The organism is Enterococcus sp. AMC1251 (assembly GCF_058216535.1).
The window spans coordinates 2165278-2184297 of record NZ_CM177098.1; the positions used below are offsets into that span (position 1 = coordinate 2165278).

The following is a 19020-nucleotide window of genomic DNA, read 5'->3' on the forward strand; positions in this document are numbered from 1 at the left end:
ACCTACTTATTCACCAACGTAAGTACCCATCAAATTTTCGTTTACCCAATCAAGTAGTTCTACTTTTGATCCTTTTAGCTGAGCTTGTATTGTAGCTGGTAAACGGAAAGTCACAATATCGTCAAATCCCCATTCACCGTAAGAAACTGTTACTTTTAAATCAATAAACGCTTGTTCTTCTTCACTGTTTACTTTTGACGGTATCAGCTCAGCAATTCCAGCTCCTGATTGCAGCCATTTTTTAGCGATTAATGTTTTTAATCGTTTGTATTCAGAAACGGCAATATTTCTTTTTTCCGGAAATAGAATCGTTTGACGTAATATTTTTTGTGTCAGCATCCACTCATAATCAGAAAATAAGTTTTTCACTTTTTGCATTTCTTCGCTCGTTAAATTGATTCGACCTTTTTTCCAATTAACCCAATTTTCTTTAGTGGTTTGGAGATGGTCTGTATAAAAGTGCTCTTCACTTTCAAATTGTTCTATAATTGCATCAATAAGAATATCTATATACATTTGGTGCATGACTCTCGCCTCCTCTATCTATTTTACTGAAAATAGCAAAAAAATGCATCTCTTTGAATCATTTATTTCAGCAATTTTAAGAAATTTTCAGCCTATTTCAGTTAATGATAGGACAATTTAGCACTTCTGTCCAAAATAATCCACCATTTTGAACTTTTCTTGTATAATAGGAATGTACAAATTTAGCGAAATAGAAAACTATTATTTATAAAATATATCAAGGAGGATTATTCATGAACTATTATAACTGGGGCATTGTCGGTCTTGGAGAAATTGCAACTAGTTTTGCTGAAAGTTTTCAACAAGAAAATAGCAAAATTTCAGCAGTTGCTTCTAGAACATTGGCTAAAGCTGAATCATTTGCTAAGGATCATAACATTCCTAAAGCATACGGTTCATTTGAAGAGATGTTAACTGATCAAACGATCGATATTATCTACATTGCTGTCCCTAATCGCCAGCATATCGCCCACATTTTACATGCTCTAACAGCTGGCAAACATGTTCTTTGTGAAAAAGCGATTACGATGAATAGTGAAGAACTAGCACAAGCCGTGAAATTGGCTGAAGAAAAAGGGTTGATATTAGCGGAAGCAATGACTATTTTCAACATGCCTTTATACCAAGAACTACGAAGTCAGATTGATTCTAAGCGTTTTGGCAAATTAAAGATGATTCAAGCGCCTTTTGGCAGTTACAAGGAACCTGATCCAACGAATCGCTTCTTTAATCCTGACTTAGCTGGTGGTGCACTTTTAGACATTGGAACGTATGCCGTATCATTTGCTCGCTGGTTCCTTACCTCTCAACCAAGAGTCATCGCATCCGTCATGCAGCCCTTCTCAACTGGCGTAGATGAACAATCAGCAACTATTCTGCAAAATGATGCACAAGAATTGGCTACAATTTCCTTAAGTTTTCAAGCAAAAATGCCCAAGCAAGGAATCGTTGCTTTTAAAGATGCCTACATTGTGATTGATGATTATCCGCGAGCAGATAAAGCAAAAATCTTCTTTAATGATGGTACTGTAGAAACAATTGTTTCCGGTGATAGTAATCAAGCATTGAACTATGAAATCAGCAATATGATTAAAATGATTGATGGAGAAAAAACAAATCGCTCGCTCTTTTTAACAAAAGATGTTATCGACCTTTTGGATCAAATGCAACAAAATTGGGCGAACTAAAAAAGCTGAGACAAAACATGCTGGTGTTGTGAGCCCTAAAAGTTAGACTTTTTTAGGAGTGGAGAAATCCGCTCTTTTTTATTGTTCAATTTTTTTCTATTACCAACTCCGTTGTCAAACGTTGTCGTTGTTCTCATAAAATGAAAAAAAGGGTTAACTTACTGAGCACTTTGGAAACGATTGTTCTCTCTGTATTTAACTGGACTACATCTAAGTTTTGATTTAATTCTCCGGAAATTATAGTATTCTATATATTTTTCAATAGATTGTTTTAGAGAATCAAAACTAGAAAAAATCTCTCCATGACACATTTCTTGTTTTAAAATACTGAAGAAATTCTCCATAGGAGAATTATCCAAGCAGTTCCCCTTTCGAGACATGCTCTGAAAAATATGATGCTCTTTCAATAAAAGGATCTAAGTAAAGTTTTTTAATGGATAAGGTTCCATTGGTTTGCTGTTCATAATATTTAAACTCTGTGGTATCTGTTGTTAATTTTTGATGGGGAATAGATGTGTAAAAACGGCGATGAATCAAATTTTTAGAGACGGTTCCTACTTTGCCTTTGTATGAACTGTATTTTCTGGACTTTTTAGTATATTTGATACACTTTAATCCTATCTTTTTCATCAAACGTTTAATTTTTTTATGATTAACAATAATTCCTTCTTCTCTATGAATCATATCAATTCGACGGTAACCAATACGTTCCTCATTCGCTTTAAATATTTTCCTGATTTTATCGATCGAACCGTTTTTGCCAGTACATGTATGTTGCTTTAGGAAAGCCAGTAGCTTCCAAAAGAATCGTTAATCTAAATTCTTTTCGGAGGGCGTGGATGATTCTGGATTCTCGTTCTTGAGTCGTTCCGGAATAGGCATCCCTAAAGCTCGGAGCTTTTTTAGGTTTCAGCCCATCAATTCCATGATTATTAAATTTTTTAATCCAGTGGCTGATTAATCCAGCATCTGAAAGATTAAATTTAATTGCCACGTCAAAGATGCCTAAACCACTCTGATAATAGTAGTTTAGTACATCTAACTTGAAATGTGTAGAGTATTCTTATTTGTTTTTTCTTCTTTCTAATCCGTTATATCCAAACTCTTTATACTGTTTTACTCATTTTCTTATATTTGTCTCAGATGTAACGCCAAATTTCTTGGCTAGAAAAGAAGTACCTCCTTCATTAGAAAGGTACGCTTGAACTACTTGGTATTTAAATCCAATATCATATTTTGCCATAGTAAAAACCCTTTAAGTTAGATTTTTGGTCTAACTTAAGGGGTTCACAACATGGTGCGGTTTTTGTCTCAGCTTTTTTACTGATCACATTTCATTCGGTGCATGTAAACCAAGTAAACGTAAATCCTCTTTAATAATCGTTGCCATCGCATAAACTAATGCTAAACGAGATTCTTTTTGCTCATCCTCAGCCAAAATTTTGACATGAGCATAATATTTATTAAATGCTTGAGCAACCTGAATCGCATGTTTGGCAATCACTGAAGGTTCATATTTATCCGCCGCTTGCATTACGACTTCTGGGAATTTTTGCAATAACTTAACCACTTCCCAGCTCTCTTTGTCGTCTAATGCATACTCTTTTGTCTCATCGATAGTGAAATCAGCTTTTCTTAAAATGCTCATAGCGCGTGCATGAGTGTATTGTACATAAGGACCAGTTTCACCTTCAAAACGGACTACTTCTTCTAAAACAAAGTCAAAGTTATTCAAGCGGTCATTTTTTAAGTCGTGGAAAATAACAGAGCCAATCCCAACTTGTCTAGCTACTTCTTCACGATCTGGTAAATCAGGATTTTTCTCCATAATTTGTTTGTTTGCTAACTCGACCGCTTCATTTAACACTTCTTCAAGTAAAACGATTTTCCCTTTACGTGTCGATAGTTTTTTACCCCCTTGTGTGATTAAACCAAACGGTATGTGGTGCATGTCTTTAGACCAGTCAAACCCAAGCTCATTTAAAACAGCTTTCAATTGTTTGAAATGATTGCTTTGCTCATTTCCGACAACATAAACTGATTTCGCAAAATCATAATTACGTTTACGGTAAACAGCGGCGGCTAGATCTCGAGTGATATAAAGCGTTGCGCCATCTGATTTTTTGATCAATGCTGGATTTAAGTCATAAGCAGATAAATCAACGATTTCAGCCCCTTGATTTTCTTGCAACAGGTGTTTTTCTTCAAGCATTGTTACGATCTCGTCCATTTTATCGTTATAGAAAGCTTCTCCATTGTACGAATCAAAAGAAACTTCCAGCATAGAATAAATTTTATCAAATTCTTTTAATGATTCTGTACGAAACCATTGCCATAATTCAGTGGCTTCTGCGTCGCCCTCTTCTAGCTTTTTAAACCACGCGCGAGCTTCTTCTTCTAATTCAGGTTGTGTTTCAGCCTCTTCATGAAACTGTACATACAAACGCAATAATTCAGTGATTGGGGCCGTTTTGACCGCTTGTTCTGAACCCCATTTTTTGTACCCCACAATCAATTTACCAAACTGTGTCCCCCAATCACCCAAATGATTGATGCGGATCGGCGTGTACCCGATTTTTTCAAGGATAAACGCAATAGAATTCCCAATTACCGTTGAACGCAGATGCCCCATTGAAATTGGTTTTGCAATATTAGGCGAAGACATATCGATTGTTACATTGCCTTTATTACCAATTGAGCTATCTCCGTAATGACCTTTTTCTTTGGCAATTTGACTAATCACTGTTTGACTGACCATTTTTTTATTCATGAAAAAGTTTAAGTAAGGTCCAACCACTTCGATTTTTTCAAAATCTATTCCAGCAATTTTTTCCGCTAAATCCGAAGCGATTTGTTGCGGCGCTTTGCGGTAAACTTTAGCTAATGAGAAAGCTGGAAAGGCGACATCTCCGTGATCGACAGATTTTGGATTTTCTAATAATTGTGTAACAGTTTCTAAAGATAGGTCTTCTTTTACCACTTCGTAAATAGCTTTTGCCACGATTTCTTTGTTGTTCATGGATATCCTCCTAATGTTGGGTTTTATTGTTTAATAGGAACTTGCTCGTTGATAATTGTTCAATATCTTTTAGCTTAGTTATTCTTGGTTTTGAGGAATTGGTACTATTGATTGGTTAAACTAAGGCGATTGGTGATCCACTAGTACGGTCACTTCTTTCTCTTCGTTCGCCAAGTACTGTTCATCATCTGCTCTGGCAAAACCAGTCGCAGTCTTTCAATTATTAATTCCTTCATTTTTAGATCTTGATGAGATCGAAACGCTGTATAGTGATTCACTAGTACGGTCACTTCTCTCTCTTCGTTCGCCAAGTACTGTTCATCATCTGCTCTGGCGGAGCCAGTCGCAGTGATTCACAGCAAAAAGTCCCTAGTGTTAAAAAAACACCAGAGACGAGATTTTCCCGCGGTACCACTCTAATTGTTCGTACTTTTAAAAGACAAACCCACTTAATCTATTAACGGTAGATAGCCGTCTGCTTATGCAGATTCTCCAAAGTGCGCTTCCTTCATTTAATTATTTTCGGCTTCCACCTGCCCGAAATCGCTTAGATAATAGGTAATGAAGTACTCTCTTTATCGCTGAATCATTATGAAACTGGGTTCATTATAGCAAATATTTTTCTCTATGCCTAGTCTTGTCTATCGATTTTTTACGTTTAAATCGTCATAAAGGACAGACTAGGATCTGCGTTTAAGTGATAATCTGCCAAATGCCCTTTTTCAGCTGCAACAAATGCCGCAGCACCAATCATTGCCGCATTATCTCCGCAAAGTCTAAGCGGTGGAACAACAAACGATACTCCTGGAAGTTCTTTGACAACTTCACCGCCTAAACGCTCACGCAACCCTTTATTAGCTGCAACACCGCCTGCCATCACTAATTGTTTGACTGGATATTCTTTACAAGCTCGAATCGTTTTATCCACTAGTACATCGATAACACTCGCTTGAAAACTTGCAGCCAAATCTTTCACTATCAATTCTTCATCACGTTGTTCCGCATTATGAACGGTATTAATGAATGCACTTTTCAATCCACTAAAACTAAAATCATAATTATCCTCTTTGATCATGGCTCGTGGAAAATCATACGTATCTTTCCCAAGATGAGCTAGTTCGTCGATTTCTTTGCCGCTTGGATAGGTTAAACCTAAAACTCTTCCGACTTTATCATACGCTTCACCAGCTGCATCATCTCTCGTTTCACCGATAATTTCAAATGAACCTGTTTCTTTCATGTAAACTAATTCCGTGTGACCACCGCTGACTAATAATGCCATCAAAGGAAATTGCAGTGGTTCCACAAAATGAGCTGCATAAATATGTCCCGCCATGTGATTGACTGGGATCAATGGCAAATCATGCGCCCATGCAAATGCTTTGGCAGCCGAGATACCGATTAACAAAGCCCCAACCAAACCAGGTCCGTATGTCACGCCAACGCCACTCAAATCACTTGGTTCTACACCTGCTTCAACTAAAGCATCATCAATACATAACGTGATTTCTTCCACATGATGTCGACTTGCAACTTCTGGTACAACACCACCAAAACGTTGATGACTCTTCACTTGAGAAGCTACGATATTGGATAAAATTTTAGCATCGTCTTCAATCACTGCAACGCTTGTTTCGTCACAACTACTTTCGATAGCCAGTATTAGTTTTCTTTCTTTAGTAAAAAAAGTCATTGCTTCACTTCCTTAATGTTTAAACACATAACAATCCCGTCTTCTTTAGGACGACTGTAATAATTTTCCCGACGATTGATTGAGTTGAATCCTATTTTTTTATATAATTTTTGCGCATTTACATTCGATTCTCGAACTTCTAAAAAAACCTGACAAACGCCTTGCTCGACAAATCGTCGATTCAATTGATCAATCAATTGACTGCCATAACCTTTTTGCTGAAACTCTTTATGAATCACAACATGGCTAATTTCAGCCTCATCTAAAACTAAATGATAGCTAATAAACCCAATCCAGCAGCCTTCTTTGATCAATACAAGATAATCACTCGTTTTTTGTGCTAAGTCCATGTTAAATTGTTCTACTGACCATGGCGAGCCGTGGTCATAGGACTGTTCGCAGATCGACCAAAGTTTTTCAGCAGGTTGTTGTGTCGGCAATTCTTCTTTTGAATAATACATCGCTTCACTCTTCTTTTAAATATAAAATCATTTCTAACGCATCTTCTTTATCCTCTGTATAGTAAGCCGGTTTTATAGTATTGGAGACAAATCCTAGTTTTCGATATACACTTTGCGCATGTTTATTACTGATTCGCACTTCTAAAGTGATTTTCTCAGCGTCATTTATTTTGGCAAACTGTTGCACTTCTCTAATCAAAGAACTGCCGATGCCGCTTCCTTGATTTTGAGTCAAAACAGCTACGTTTGTAATATGAGCATCTTTACCAAAAATGCGACAACCTATGAAACCAATTGTTTTTCCTTCCTTTTGGATAAGTAAATATAAATGTGGCTCAGAAGATTGAAGTTCAACCAAAAAAGCCGTTTTAGTCCAGGGAAGTTCTCCAGCATATACTTCTCTTTCAATTGAAAGTAAATCTTTGATATCATCCAATGTAATGCCACGAACAAAATACTCTTGCCCTGAAATTTCTATCGTTTTCTCGTCATAAGGACGGTTTTTAAAAAAAACACCTAAAATGCTATGGAAAAGATTAAATTTTTTCAACATAATTTTCTACCTCAGATGTATGTTCTTTTAACCAATTTTCTTCTGCTTCTACTCGTTTTAAATAGTTAGGTAAAAAGTGATGGATATCTACTTCGGGCTCAGCTACTCTGCCAAGCTCTGCTAATACTGCGCCGTTTGGTATTTGCCACTTGGAAATGTCACAAATTTCGGCATTAGGCAAAATCAATTCAATCTGTGAGCGAAATTTTTCAACATCTTCTCCGACAAAGTACAAATGATCAAATTCTTTCAACTGCTCCAACCACTCCTCCATCGCAATATGACGATCAGCAATAGTTGTTGTCAAAACACCATCGACATACTTGTAAGCCCCAGTATAGACATTATTTCTTCTTGCATCAAAAACCGGAACGATTGTCCTTTTTATCCTAACGCAATTTGCGGCCAAAGCTTTTAAACTAGACACGCCTACTAATTCTTTTTTTAATGTATAAGCAAGTGTTTTTGCCGTTGTGACACCTATTCTTAAGCCTGTATATGAACCTGGACCTTGAGCCACCACGATGCGGTCAAAATCATTGGGTGTCAATCCAAGATCTTTCACGAGTTGTGTGATTGCCGGCATCAAGGTTAAGCTATGGTTTCTTTTTACAGTAATTGTATATTCTCCTATTATCTTTTTCTCTTCACAAACAGCAACAGTCAATGTCTGATTTGAAGTATCAATCGCTAAAATCCGCACAAAAAATCCCTTTCTTTCATCTTGTAGTTGGTTAATTGTAGCATATTTTTGTTCATTCGTAAAAAAACGAGGCATAAAAACAAAGAGGGACAAAAACGCTCGTTGCGCTTGCCCTAGCTTTGATTACTACTTGATATTTGCCTCTAAATAATCAATCAACGATTTACTGATATTTGTGGCTGTGTCATTTTTTCTAGAATCTTCCACCATAATCATCGCTGAAAATTTATTGTTACTTCGATCCATTGCTAAAAGGAAACTATTTTCTTTTCCAAGAGTGTCTTGTTTTTCCTTGATTTCAGCGGTTCCTGTTTTTGCTGCTAATGAAAAATCCGGATTGTACATATTGTGGACATAACCTGTTTCATCTTCTACGCTACCAAGTAAATCTGTCACGATTGTATTTGCTGCATTCGAGCTGATCACATTTTCTTTTGTCTTTGTTTCCTTGTTCAGCTCGATTTTTGGATACACCAGTTTGCCTTCGTTTTGGAAGACCGTATACATTGCCGCTTGCTGAATAGGTGTCACCAACAACTGACCTTGACCATAACCTGTATCTGCCAGTAAAATTTCTGAGTTGAATGTATCTTCATTGGAAATTTGGGCTGGGTTCATCGGAATCGATAAATCTAATTTCTCACCAAAGATAAATTTTTCTAATCCTTTTCTAAATGTATCTTCTCCCATGCGCAATGTTTGCTGTGCAAAATAGATGTTATCAGAATTTACCAAAGCTGTCCTTAAATTTACAGGACTAGCTTCTTTCACACGTGTCACAAAGTAATCCCCCCAGGAAGCATCTTTTTGCCATTTTAAACCATTAATCGCAATTTCTTCGTCAGGCTTCAAAGTTCCCGCGTCCATGCCAATACCACCTGTGATTGTTTTAAACGTCGAACCTGGTGCGTAGCCTGTCGCAAATCTTGCAGTAAAAGGCAAATTATCATCGTTCGCATATCCATCATACTCTGTTTGGGAAATGCCATTTGCCATCTTATTTGGATCAAATGACGGAGAACTAGCAGCTGCTAACAAATCGCCTTTTTGTGGATCCATGATTACTGCACTACCTGGACGGTTATTAAAAATATTATATGACTGCGATTGCACATTTTTGTCAATCGTCAGTTGAATTTTTTCGCCGTCTTTTTTATCAACTTTTTGCAAGATACTTTTAGCGTTACCCTCTTGATCGGTAATCGTAATATTGCCGCCGTCCTGTCCCCGCAATTGCTTATCATACGCTTGCTCCAGTCCAACTTTCCCGATCACACCATTACTGCTTAGTGTTGGGTCTTTTTCAATATCTTCTGCCGTGATGGTACCAACATACCCAACTAATTGAGCTGCTGATTCTTTTAAAGGATAATAACGAATAATCGTATCTTGAGAAGCCGCTCCCTTTGGCAATGTTGAAATTGGGTCAAAGGAAATTGCTAATGGAACAAATGCATCTGGTTTCACCCACTCTTGTTTGAGCTTTTGTTCGATTTCATTTACGGAAACCTTAAATTGATCACTAAACGCTTTGATATTATCTGTTTTTTCTTGCCCTTCTCCAAGTTTCCCTGGTACAATCCCCACCTGATCAAAGGCTTGATTAACAGCTAAACCTTCCCCATTACGATCGACAATCTCCCCTCTGTTTGCCGCTTCAATACCGATAGAGATTTTATCCTGACCTGACATTTCCGGAAAAATCAAATTAGGCGCCCAATCGATTTTATAACTTTCCCCTTCTTTTTTGATCGTTGTTTTGTATGATAAATTATTTAACGTTCCTAAAGGAGTTGTCATATCCAATTTGTAGGTAAGTGTATATTGCCCTTCTTTTTTTTGTGTTACCTCAACCTCTTTACTTTTAATCCCTTCCGCTTGAATCCCTGAAAAAATTGTTTGGTATTTTTCTATGACTGTATTATTGTCATAGCCACTATCCTTTACGGAATTTTCGTTTAGAAGTTTCGTAAATTGTTCAAATTCTTGTTTTGAAAGGTGATTTAAAAAAGTCTTAGCAGATGTTTCTGCTTTATTTAGTTCTTGTGTTTTTCGCCATGAACTGTATGCGTAGCAGCCTCCCACTATAGCTACTACTAAAACTACACCACTAACTGCTAAAACCACTGTTTTGTTTGATCTTTTTTTAATTCTTCTTTCCATTTTTTAATCCCCCAATTCCTTGTTTCAATTCCCTATTATCTATTATACATTACTAGACAAAGTCGAAGGTAGAAAAAGGGAACATTTATCAAAAATATATAAAATTTGACTCATTCCACTTTATTTTAATCCTTTATTCTCGTTTAATAATTAGCCTTTAATGGTATTTTTCTTGCGTATACTTATGGTATACTATTCTTACTTATTACTTTTTTATCTAGCTATATAGGCTCTTTCAGCGTTTGCATTGAAACATGTCAAGAAATAAAACGAATTTATGAGTTGATCTTAACTGGTACAAGATGACTGAAAGTGTCGCAGCTTTTATTTGCTGTTTTAATGCTATTAAATAGTGCAGAACATTTTTAATATAGGCTAGCTACGCTTTTAAAATTAGGAGGTATTTCGGATGGGAATTATTAAAGCGGCAACAAGTGCTATCGGCGGTGGAATGGCTGATCAATGGATTGAGGTTATTGAGCCTGACAACATGGGCGACACAACAGTTATGACAAAAGGGGTTTTTGTTCGTAAAAATGATAAACGCGGATCAAATCGCAAAGGAACCGAAGATGTTTTAACAGATGGTTCTGTTATCCATGTTTATCCGAATATGATGATGATTTTAGTAGACGGCGGAAAAATAATTGACTATACCGCAGAAGAAGGATACTACACGGTTAAAAATGATTCAGCACCTTCAGCATTCAATGGTTCATTAAAAGATGCTATCTCCGAAACATTTGACCGTTTCAAATTTGGTGGTGTAACACCGCAAAAACAACAAGTATTTTATATAAACTTACAAGAAATCAAAGGCATCAAGTTTGGTACATCCTCACCAATCAATTATTTTGATAATTTTTACAATGCCGAACTATTTTTACGAGCGCATGGGAATTATTCGATAAAAATCACTGATCCTTTGTTATTCTTTTCGAATGCAATTCCAAGAAATAAATCTCAAGTAGACATCAATGATATTAACGAGCAATACTTAGCTGAATTTTTAGCAGCGCTGCAATCTGCGATCAATAAAATGTCGGCTGATGGTGAACGGATTTCTTATGTTCCATCAAAAAGCTTAGAATTGAGTAAGTATATGGGGCAAGTGTTAGATGATGAATGGCGCATGCTGCGTGGTATGGAGATCGTTTCAGTTGCCGTAGCTAGTATTTCTTATACTGATGATTCAACTAAATTAATCAACATGAGAAATCAAGGGGCGATGCTTAGTGATGCTGGTGTTCGTGAAGGCTATGTCCAAGGAGCGATGGCTCGCGGTATGGAAGCTGCTGGAAGTAATGAAGCTGGCGCAATGAACGGGTTTATGGGGGTTGGTATGGGAATGAATACGAGTGGTAATTATTTTACTCAAGCCTCTCAAAACAATCAACAACAAATACAAGAAAAGCAAAACCAACAAAATGCGCAAGGCTCTGCAGATACTTGGACCTGTCCGCAATGTGGGACTGAAAACAACGGTAAATTTTGTTCTAATTGCGGTACGTCAAAACCAACTAATGAAAAACCAAAACTAGAAATGAAGTGCAACGAATGTAGTGAAATCGTTGATTTATCCAATGGTATTCCAAAATTCTGTCCACATTGTGGCAAACCGTTTCAAGGAATTCCTTTATAAGTCATAAATATTGGGCTGGGCGACCGTACCTGGCCCTTTTTTTCAAATTTAAACGATTGAATAAACAAAAGAATAAATCCCTACAAATTTTAAACCATTATTCAAAGAAAGGAAGAATCATGACGGATACATTTACACACAAATGCCCAAACTGCGGCGGTCCTTTATTATTTGATCCTAAAGATCAAAAGTTTCACTGTGAGTACTGTTTAAGTGTCTACAGCGAAACAGAAGTCACAGCTTATGAATCCTCTCAACGAGAAGCTCATTTAGAAGATAGCGCTGATCAGACTTTTGAACCGGAGCTAACTTTTTCAGATGAATCACAGAGAGATGAAACGACTACCAAAGAAAAGACTACCTTTAAAAAAGTGACGAATACTGACGGTTTATCGGAAAATAGCGTGGAAGATGCAATGGAATTATTCAATTGCCCAAGTTGCGGCGCGCAAATCGTCACCGAAGCCACAACTGCTGCAACTTATTGTTATTATTGTCACAACCCAGTTGTTTTAGCTGGACGATTGAGTGGAAATTTTCTTCCTGAAAAAGTCTTGCCTTTTACAATTGAAAAAGAAGAAGCTGCTGAAAAATTTTTGGCTTGGACAAAGAAAAAATGGTTTATTCCAAAAGACTTTTTCAATAACGAACAAATCGATAAAATGACGGGTGTCTATTTTCCCTACTGGGTCGTGGATGCTGAAGTCGACGGTCAGATGAACGGTATGGGAACAACGATCCGTATTTGGCGTATCGGTGATATTGAATATACTGAAACTAAACAATTCGATGTGAGTCGACAAGGAAAAATCTCATTTAAAGAATTAATCAAAAATGCTCTGTCTAAAAACGTACAGCAAAAAATGGTTGAAGCAGTTCAGCCCTTTTTATTAGACAAAGCTGTTTCGTTCAAAACTCAATATTTAGCAGGATTTCAAGCAGAGAAACGAGATATTGAATATGAAGCCATCCAACAATCAATTCAAAGCGAGCTAAAAGATTACTCTGAATCTTTACTAAGAGATACGGCTTCCAGTTATACGACTTTGACAAAATTACGAACAACTATTACTTTAGACAATGAAGAAAATCACTATATGCTGCTACCGATTTGGGTTGTGACCTATCGCAGTAATGATCAAGCAAAAAAAGTCTATTACTATGCTATGAACGGACAAACAGGTAAAGTTAGCGGGATTTTACCTGTCAGTTACAAACGATTAGGCTTGTTTACGTTTGGTATTTTTATTGTAATCTTAATTATTTTTCTGATTGGAGGTTGGTTTATATGAGAAAAATCAGTTTTAGCCTACTCCCTATCATTTTTCTACTATTTTGTTGTTCTCTAACTGTTCAAGCAGCAGAAGACTCGATCGATGATCAAGCATCACTTTTTTCATCCGAGGAAATCATTCAGTTGAAAGAAGCAATTCTCCCAATCGAAGCTAAAACTAAAGCACGCGTTTTTATCGTGACTAATACAGATAATGATCTAGATTCTAAAAGATTCGCAGATTATTATCTACTTGATCGAATTGGAAAAAATCAAAATGGCGTCACTTTTTATATTGATATGAATCAGAGAAAGTATATTATTTCTACTTCTGGAAATATGATTGATTACTTGACAGATAAACGAATTAATCAAACCTTGGATGATATTGAGCCCAGCATGAAAAACAACAATTATTTTCAATCCGCTCAAATCTTTCTAAAAAATACCCGTTATTATTTTGATCAGGGTGTCCCTGGTGGGCATTATCATGTCGATACCAAAACTGGGAAAATCACTCGCTACAACTCCTTAACTACAGTAGAAATCATTATCGCATTTGTAACAGCAATTGTACTAAGTGGTATTTTCTTTGTTACTAGTATTTCAAAATACCAACTAAAATTCGGTACCTACAAATACCCTTTTAGAGAAAAAGCTAGTCTTAATTTAACACAACGAAATGATGTTCTGATTAATTCATTCGTTACTACTCGACGTATTCCTAGAAATAATTCTAGCGGTGGCGGTTCTGGTGGCGGAAGTAGCACAAACTCAACTGGTGGTGGAACATTTGGTGGTGGCGGTCGTAGCTTTTAGCTTTAAAAGATGTTGAAAAAACTCATTCAAAGGAGCGATATTGGTCTTTCGAATGAGTTTTTTTACATTTCAATTATCCATTGATTCAAAACGTCTTTCAGCTAAACACCTTTATTTTAATCGTTTCGTAACCTCGAAAACACTCCAAATAAATCAAATATAAATAAATAGTATAACAAATTCGATGTCATTGTATAAATACATTTTTAATAAAATATAGAAACCATAGTAAGATTCTACTTTTTTTAAAATAATCCTATTACTAGCAAAAGTCATCTTGTTATTTAGTAAAATACAAGGTAATATAGAATTAAATGACCCTTTAAATAAATTAGTTTAACATTTATCTTACCAGGGATTTTTACAATATTATTTTATAAAGTGAGGATATATTAATGAAAAAATTACTAAGTTTAGGCGCATTAACATTGTGTAGCTTGACATTGGTCGCTTGTGGAGGCAGCAATCAATCTACTGATAAAATAAAAACTGAAACTACTTCAACTTCTCAAAAGAAATCAGAAGAAACCTACTTTAAAGACAACACATTAAAAATTGATATGGCTACACTTAAAATATTATCTACTGAAGTTTTACCCGCTGATGAAAACCTATTTAGAGAAAAACCACAACTCGCGATTACTTATGAAGTAACTAATGACAGTGATGAACCAATTTCTGCTTCTACTGTTTGGATCGCTTGCATGGGACTAACTCAAGAAGGTGAAAATACAATCAATAAATTGACTGTTGGTATGACTCCGCAAGATGAAAAATTTGCTGAATATACCGAGCATCAATTAGACGATATAAAGCCTGGTGGTACAGCTAAAGCAATCATCTCTTATGATTTAGATGACACAGAAACACCAGTTATTTTAAAAGCAAATCAAGGAATGGCTGGGAAAGAACTTGGGGAAAAAACAATCAACTTAAAATAACTAACTCTATTTATCTATAAATAGAAATTTCTTAAAAAGATTAAATATTGTCTTTGATGACATTTTTGAGCGCTTGTTTTTAATGCATCGTCCCGATTACACATTGTTCGTTCCTAAAAAATTGCTGCTTCTATGTACTTTAAAACACTTGATTAAATAAAAAAGACACCAACTGGTAAATACCTTTGAAAGGTATTTACCAGTTGGTGTCTTTTTACGTTGACTCATGCCAAATTCAGTACATAAGATACTATTATTTTTTACTGAAAATACATTGTTTAACGCCCAGATCTTCTACGCTCATTCTTTTTACGTCTACCACGTTCATTACTTTTCTTAACTGCATCTGCTGCAATGACTGTTGATAATAGTCCTTCACCCATCACTTTATTTGTAACTGTTTTTGCTGATTTTAATAAACTCATTGACTTCACTCCAATGTAATTATTTTTTAGTACTCTTCCAATATACAAGAAAATTATGAAGTTTTTTTGAGTTTTATTTGCAAAATAAAATAAATTAATAAGGAGTCAAAAAAGAAAATTACCACTCTCAGATTGAAGTAAATACATTCAACAAATGTCATTAACCAGCTAGATAATGGTGTGTTGTACCACTATTGCGCTTACTTTCTTTCTATTTTTAAGCAAAAAAAACAGACTCGAAGGCCTGTTGTTAGACTAATTTAATCAGACACATGGCGGCACCTACTTAGTGCTGCTTCCTTCCGGATCTGACACGCTTCGTAAGCCCACCATTGTCCTAGCCTTTCGGCAAGATTTAGTATACCGCATTTTTTGATGCTTGGCTAGTCTTTCTGTTTATTTTTTAAAATTTTCTTTTCTTCTCTAAGTTTTCTAAAGAAATTTGAGAGTAATTCACCACATTGTTGTTCTAAAATTCCGGATTCTACATAAGCTACATGGTTGAATCGTTCATCTTCTAATAAGTTCATTAAAGTTCCTGCCGTTCCTCCTTTTGGATCCTTTGCACCATAATAAACCTCATCGACTCTAGAAAGAATCATCGCGCCACTGCACATTGGGCAAGGCTCTAATGTTACAAAAAACTGGGCATGTTCTAAACGCCAATTTTCAATAGTTGCACAAGCTTGCTTGATCGCGTACATTTCCGCATGAGCTGTAGAATCCTGACTTTCTTCTCTACGATTATGTCCGCGACCTATAATTTTTCCGTCCCGAACAATAATAGCTCCAATAGGTACTTCTTTAACAATTTCTGCTTTTTTTGCTTCTTTAATGGCTTCCAGCATAAACGCCTCTTTTTCTTCTATTGTTAAACTACTTGCCTTTTTATTCAAGCGATTTCCGCCTCTCGTTCTTTATACTTTTATCTAGTTCATGGTACAATAAATCAGTGAGGTGTGTCTATGACTATTGAAGAATTGGTTGAATTATATCCAACTGGAAAAATCCAGCAAACAAAAGCTACAAGCGAAGCTCTTTCTTTACCAATTGATGGAAAATATTTCATCCTTGAAAAAAAAACACTAAGAAAAACAGAAATTCGTTTATTAGAAACATTATTTCCTACAAATGAATATTTTGTCGATCAAAAAAAACATCCTTGGTTCGGTTATCTGTTCGATCAAAAAAAACTTGATATTGAAGGAACCTTCCGGATTATACAATTTCAAATAAAAAAGCCAAAAGCATTTTTACAGCCTGAATGGGAAAATAGCATTACAGAAATTTTTCCAAACCTCGAAGATTTCTTTTTTATTAGTGAAAATAGTGGGGCTTTAATCGAAAGATATGAAAAAAGTCACTATCACTTAGAAGAATTGCAAAGTATATTTCTAACTTTAGATGCCGATTTCGATTCTTCTACAGCAGTTTTTGTTGGTACTTTTTTTCAGACAAATGAATATTTACCCGCATTATTCAAAGAAGAACAGCAGATTTTCAAATCAGAGGTAGAAAATCTTCGTGGAAAAACAACTTTCTCCTTATCAGATGTCGCTTTACATTATTTTACTAGCGAGGCGATGAATCGGAGCAAGATCATTCAGACATTTGCAAAACAATTGGTTTTGACAAATGAAATAAAACAGATCGTCCTTGCTCTTTGGCATAATCAGGGAAATATTAGTTCAGCCGCGAAGGATTTATACATGCATCGCAATACTCTCCATTACCGCTTAGAAAAATTTTACGAACAAACAGGCCTTTCTTTAAAACGCATGGATGATCTTGTTTTTTGCTATTTATTGATTACAAAGTAAAACATACTAAGATTAGAGGGTAAACTCATCCATCGATAAGTTTACCCTCTAATCTTAGTATGTTTTTTACATCATTTCTTCAACAAAACTGACCAAACGATCTTTCAAGTTTTCAGTGTTGTCCTTTAAAGATTCTCCGTAAGAAGAGATTTTTTTTCTGCCATCTTTGACTTTTCCTAAAACATTCATCATAGAGTCAAGCTCATCATCAGATAAATCATCTACAATCCCTAGTAATTTTTCGTTGCCGCCAAATTTATCGTTCACGAATTTTTTTGCTTTAAAACGATTTGATACGTGGTATACTTTTTTTACGATTTTCTCTGATGCAATCACCGCAACTGACACACCTGCTACCGCAGCAATACTTAAACCAATACTAATTTTTGTTGATGTTTTCATTCTTTTCAGCTCCTTCTTACTATCTATTCTTATGATAACATACTCTTAAAAATAGAGGTAATAAAACAGAACCTTATGCATCACATTAGTTCCGGCGATTGTTTCCACCAAATAAAATAATGAGACGAAGTAATTGTAAAAATGTGGCTAATGCGGCTGCAACATAAGTCAATGCTGCCGCAAATAATACTTTTCTTGCCATCGGTACTTCTTCTGCTGTCAAAATATTTCCCTCTGACAAAATTTTTAATGCTCTACGCGAAGCATTAAATTCTACTGGCAAAGTAACTAATTGAAAAATCAATGCTAATGAAAAAGCTAGTATTCCAATGTTGATCAATGTTTGATTCCAACTAAATAGCACACCGATTAAAATAATCGGAAATGATAGTGTCGAACCTAGATTTGCTACAGGAACGATTGCTGCTCGAATTTTTAATGGACTATAACCAGTATGATCTTGTACCGCATGTCCACACTCATGAGCTGCTACACCGATTGCCGCGACTGATGTTGATTGAGCAGTTGCTTCTGATAAACTTAACATCTTGTTACCGGAGTTATAATTATCAGTCAAATCTCCTGCAATTTGCTGAACACCTACATCGTTGATCTGTTCTTTTTGCAAAATAAATTGTGCAGCTTTTGTCCCTGTTACTCTGTTTTTACTTTGGATTTTATCGTATTTTTTAAACGTACTATTTACATACGCTGATGCAGCCATTGAGATCAACAATCCTACTATTACTAAGATATATGTAGGATCAAATATTGCATAAAAAGGCATCATCTTTATTCCCCCTATTCTTTTTTATATTGTATCATGAGTTTCTAAAAAAAGTGTACCTTTACCTTGACGAATTTATGAATTCTGAAATTGATAATCTAACAAAATTGTCATATTATTTTAAGGCATTTCAATGGTATTTATCCTCCAAAAAAGGCATACTACATCTAGGAGGTGAGTAATTTGAAAAAAATTTTACTTTTGATCTTACCATTCGTCCTTTTAACATCAGGTGTTTGGTTCGGTTATAACTATTATTTTGGCGGTAAGAATTATTATACTCGTGTGGGTGAACCCGATGAAATAAAAAATGGGAAATTCCCAAATGGTGAAAAATATATAGAATATAGTTACACATATAACGTATTTAACTCGCAAGGTGAAAAAACAGTTCAACAGACACATGAGATTAGAGATAAACCATTACGAATAAATGCTTATTTAAAATTAAAAGTCAATCCTAAAAAAGGTGTTCTCAGCTGGGAAGAAGTTCCTGAAAAGGCTGTTCCAAAAAAGGCGCTTGAAAAATTGAACGAGTAATGTTAGTGTGAAGTACAAATTGCCAACAAACTCAATCGACACTTCCCAGACCGCAAGTCTTTAGAAG

Annotated in this window: 20 protein-coding genes, 1 other RNA gene, 2 pseudogenes and 1 other annotated feature; of the genes and pseudogenes, 7 read left to right on the plus strand and 16 right to left on the minus strand. The window is 35.6% G+C overall.

The annotated features are described in order from the left end of the window. Nucleotides 1-6: 6 nt before the first annotated feature. The gene (locus AC4BBR_RS10245) at nucleotides 7-525 is read right to left on the minus strand and encodes a hypothetical protein (protein WP_490459454.1); all 519 of its coding nucleotides are present in this window, start codon (nucleotides 523-525) and stop codon (nucleotides 7-9) included. A gap of 233 nt (nucleotides 526-758) precedes the next feature. Between AC4BBR_RS10245 and AC4BBR_RS10250 the strand changes: the two genes are divergently transcribed. Continuing rightward, nucleotides 759-1712 carry a Gfo/Idh/MocA family protein gene (locus AC4BBR_RS10250; RefSeq protein WP_490459455.1) on the plus strand — a complete coding sequence of 318 codons (954 nt, stop codon included), beginning with the start codon at nucleotides 759-761 and terminating at the stop codon, nucleotides 1710-1712. 158 nt (nucleotides 1713-1870) lie between these two features. Here the strand turns inward: AC4BBR_RS10250 and AC4BBR_RS10255 are convergent. The 10 genes and pseudogenes from AC4BBR_RS10255 to pbp4 all read right to left on the minus strand — a co-directional run. Continuing rightward, a pseudogene (locus tag AC4BBR_RS10255) lies at nucleotides 1871-2119 on the minus strand (IS3 family transposase); the annotation flags it as partial. 55 nt (nucleotides 2120-2174) lie between these two features. Next, nucleotides 2175-2504 (minus strand): annotated as a pseudogene (locus tag AC4BBR_RS10260) (IS3 family transposase); the annotation flags it as partial. Then, nucleotides 2452-2706, minus strand: coding sequence for a helix-turn-helix domain-containing protein (locus tag AC4BBR_RS10265; RefSeq protein WP_490459456.1), 255 nt, complete (start codon nucleotides 2704-2706; stop codon nucleotides 2452-2454). The gene AC4BBR_RS10265 and the pseudogene AC4BBR_RS10260, both read right to left, overlap by 53 nt. Nucleotides 2707-2832: 126 nt before the next feature. Further along, a complete protein-coding gene (locus AC4BBR_RS10270; RefSeq protein WP_490459457.1) occupies nucleotides 2833-2955 on the minus strand; it encodes a hypothetical protein in 123 nt (40 codons plus the stop codon). A gap of 84 nt (nucleotides 2956-3039) precedes the next feature. Continuing rightward, the gene (gene argS / locus AC4BBR_RS10275) at nucleotides 3040-4731 is read right to left on the minus strand and encodes an arginine--tRNA ligase (RefSeq protein WP_490459458.1); all 1692 of its coding nucleotides are present in this window, start codon (nucleotides 4729-4731) and stop codon (nucleotides 3040-3042) included. A gap of 385 nt (nucleotides 4732-5116) precedes the next feature. Then, nucleotides 5117-5322: a binding site (T-box leader), on the minus strand. Nucleotides 5323-5389: 67 nt separating this feature from the next. Next, nucleotides 5390-6424 (minus strand): tRNA (adenosine(37)-N6)-threonylcarbamoyltransferase complex transferase subunit TsaD, encoded by a 1035-nt coding sequence (gene tsaD, locus AC4BBR_RS10280; protein WP_490459459.1) that lies wholly within the window; start codon nucleotides 6422-6424, stop codon nucleotides 5390-5392. Next, a complete protein-coding gene (gene rimI / locus AC4BBR_RS10285; protein ID WP_490459460.1) occupies nucleotides 6421-6885 on the minus strand; it encodes a ribosomal protein S18-alanine N-acetyltransferase in 465 nt (154 codons plus the stop codon). Before rimI (AC4BBR_RS10285) ends, tsaD begins: the two co-directional genes overlap by 4 nt. 4 nt (nucleotides 6886-6889) lie before the next feature. Next, complete coding sequence (gene rimI / locus AC4BBR_RS10290) at nucleotides 6890-7438, minus strand: ribosomal protein S18-alanine N-acetyltransferase (RefSeq protein WP_490459461.1); 549 nt, start codon at nucleotides 7436-7438, stop codon at nucleotides 6890-6892. Then, the gene (gene tsaB, locus AC4BBR_RS10295; protein ID WP_490462106.1) at nucleotides 7422-8141 is read right to left on the minus strand and encodes a tRNA (adenosine(37)-N6)-threonylcarbamoyltransferase complex dimerization subunit type 1 TsaB; all 720 of its coding nucleotides are present in this window, start codon (nucleotides 8139-8141) and stop codon (nucleotides 7422-7424) included. The genes rimI (AC4BBR_RS10290) and tsaB overlap by 17 nt, the downstream gene beginning before the upstream one ends. Nucleotides 8142-8267: 126 nt before the next feature. Then, on the minus strand, nucleotides 8268-10304 hold the full coding sequence (gene pbp4 / locus AC4BBR_RS10300) for a penicillin-binding protein PBP4(5) (RefSeq protein ID WP_490459462.1): 2037 nt from the start codon (nucleotides 10302-10304) through the stop codon (nucleotides 8268-8270). A 409-nt stretch (nucleotides 10305-10713) separates the two neighbouring features. On the opposite strand from pbp4, the gene AC4BBR_RS10305 reads away from it, so the two are divergent. From AC4BBR_RS10305 to AC4BBR_RS10320, 4 genes are all read left to right on the plus strand, one after another. Continuing rightward, on the plus strand, nucleotides 10714-11946 hold the full coding sequence (locus tag AC4BBR_RS10305; protein WP_490459463.1) for an SPFH domain-containing protein: 1233 nt from the start codon (nucleotides 10714-10716) through the stop codon (nucleotides 11944-11946). Between the two features lie 119 nt (nucleotides 11947-12065). Further along, on the plus strand, nucleotides 12066-13238 hold the full coding sequence (locus AC4BBR_RS10310) for a TFIIB-type zinc ribbon-containing protein (RefSeq protein ID WP_490459464.1): 1173 nt from the start codon (nucleotides 12066-12068) through the stop codon (nucleotides 13236-13238). Between the two features lie 5 nt (nucleotides 13239-13243). After that, nucleotides 13244-14038, plus strand: coding sequence for a TPM domain-containing protein (locus AC4BBR_RS10315; RefSeq protein ID WP_490462107.1), 795 nt, complete (start codon nucleotides 13244-13246; stop codon nucleotides 14036-14038). Nucleotides 14039-14433: 395 nt separating this feature from the next. Next, a complete protein-coding gene (locus AC4BBR_RS10320) occupies nucleotides 14434-14979 on the plus strand; it encodes a DUF5067 domain-containing protein (protein WP_490459465.1) in 546 nt (181 codons plus the stop codon). A 278-nt stretch (nucleotides 14980-15257) separates the two neighbouring features. Here the strand turns inward: AC4BBR_RS10320 and AC4BBR_RS10325 are convergent, their stop codons facing one another. The 3 genes from AC4BBR_RS10325 to tadA all read right to left on the minus strand — a co-directional run bounded on the left by AC4BBR_RS10325 (nucleotide 15258) and on the right by tadA (nucleotide 16300). After that, nucleotides 15258-15404 carry a hypothetical protein gene (locus AC4BBR_RS10325; RefSeq protein ID WP_490459466.1) on the minus strand — a complete coding sequence of 49 codons (147 nt, stop codon included), beginning with the start codon at nucleotides 15402-15404 and terminating at the stop codon, nucleotides 15258-15260. A gap of 257 nt (nucleotides 15405-15661) precedes the next feature. Beyond that, nucleotides 15662-15748, minus strand: an RNA gene (gene ffs / locus AC4BBR_RS10330) — signal recognition particle sRNA small type. Between the two features lie 39 nt (nucleotides 15749-15787). Next, nucleotides 15788-16300: a tRNA adenosine(34) deaminase TadA gene (tadA, locus tag AC4BBR_RS10335; protein WP_490459467.1), complete on the minus strand. Its 513-nt coding sequence runs from the start codon at nucleotides 16298-16300 to the stop codon at nucleotides 15788-15790. 69 nt (nucleotides 16301-16369) lie between these two features. Between tadA and AC4BBR_RS10340 the strand changes: the two genes are divergently transcribed. Beyond that, the gene (locus AC4BBR_RS10340) at nucleotides 16370-17224 is read left to right on the plus strand and encodes a helix-turn-helix domain-containing protein (RefSeq protein WP_490459468.1); all 855 of its coding nucleotides are present in this window, start codon (nucleotides 16370-16372) and stop codon (nucleotides 17222-17224) included. 66 nt (nucleotides 17225-17290) lie between these two features. Here AC4BBR_RS10340 and AC4BBR_RS10345 read toward each other — a convergent pair whose 3' ends face one another. After that, on the minus strand, nucleotides 17291-17626 hold the full coding sequence (locus AC4BBR_RS10345; protein ID WP_010761101.1) for a hypothetical protein: 336 nt from the start codon (nucleotides 17624-17626) through the stop codon (nucleotides 17291-17293). An 85-nt stretch (nucleotides 17627-17711) separates the two neighbouring features. Beyond that, a complete protein-coding gene (locus AC4BBR_RS10350) occupies nucleotides 17712-18416 on the minus strand; it encodes a zinc metallopeptidase (protein WP_490459469.1) in 705 nt (234 codons plus the stop codon). A 171-nt stretch (nucleotides 18417-18587) separates the two neighbouring features. Between AC4BBR_RS10350 and AC4BBR_RS10355 the strand changes: the two genes are divergently transcribed. Continuing rightward, nucleotides 18588-18953 (plus strand): YxeA family protein, encoded by a 366-nt coding sequence (locus AC4BBR_RS10355; RefSeq protein WP_490459470.1) that lies wholly within the window; start codon nucleotides 18588-18590, stop codon nucleotides 18951-18953. The last annotated feature ends 67 nt before the right edge of the window (nucleotides 18954-19020 follow it).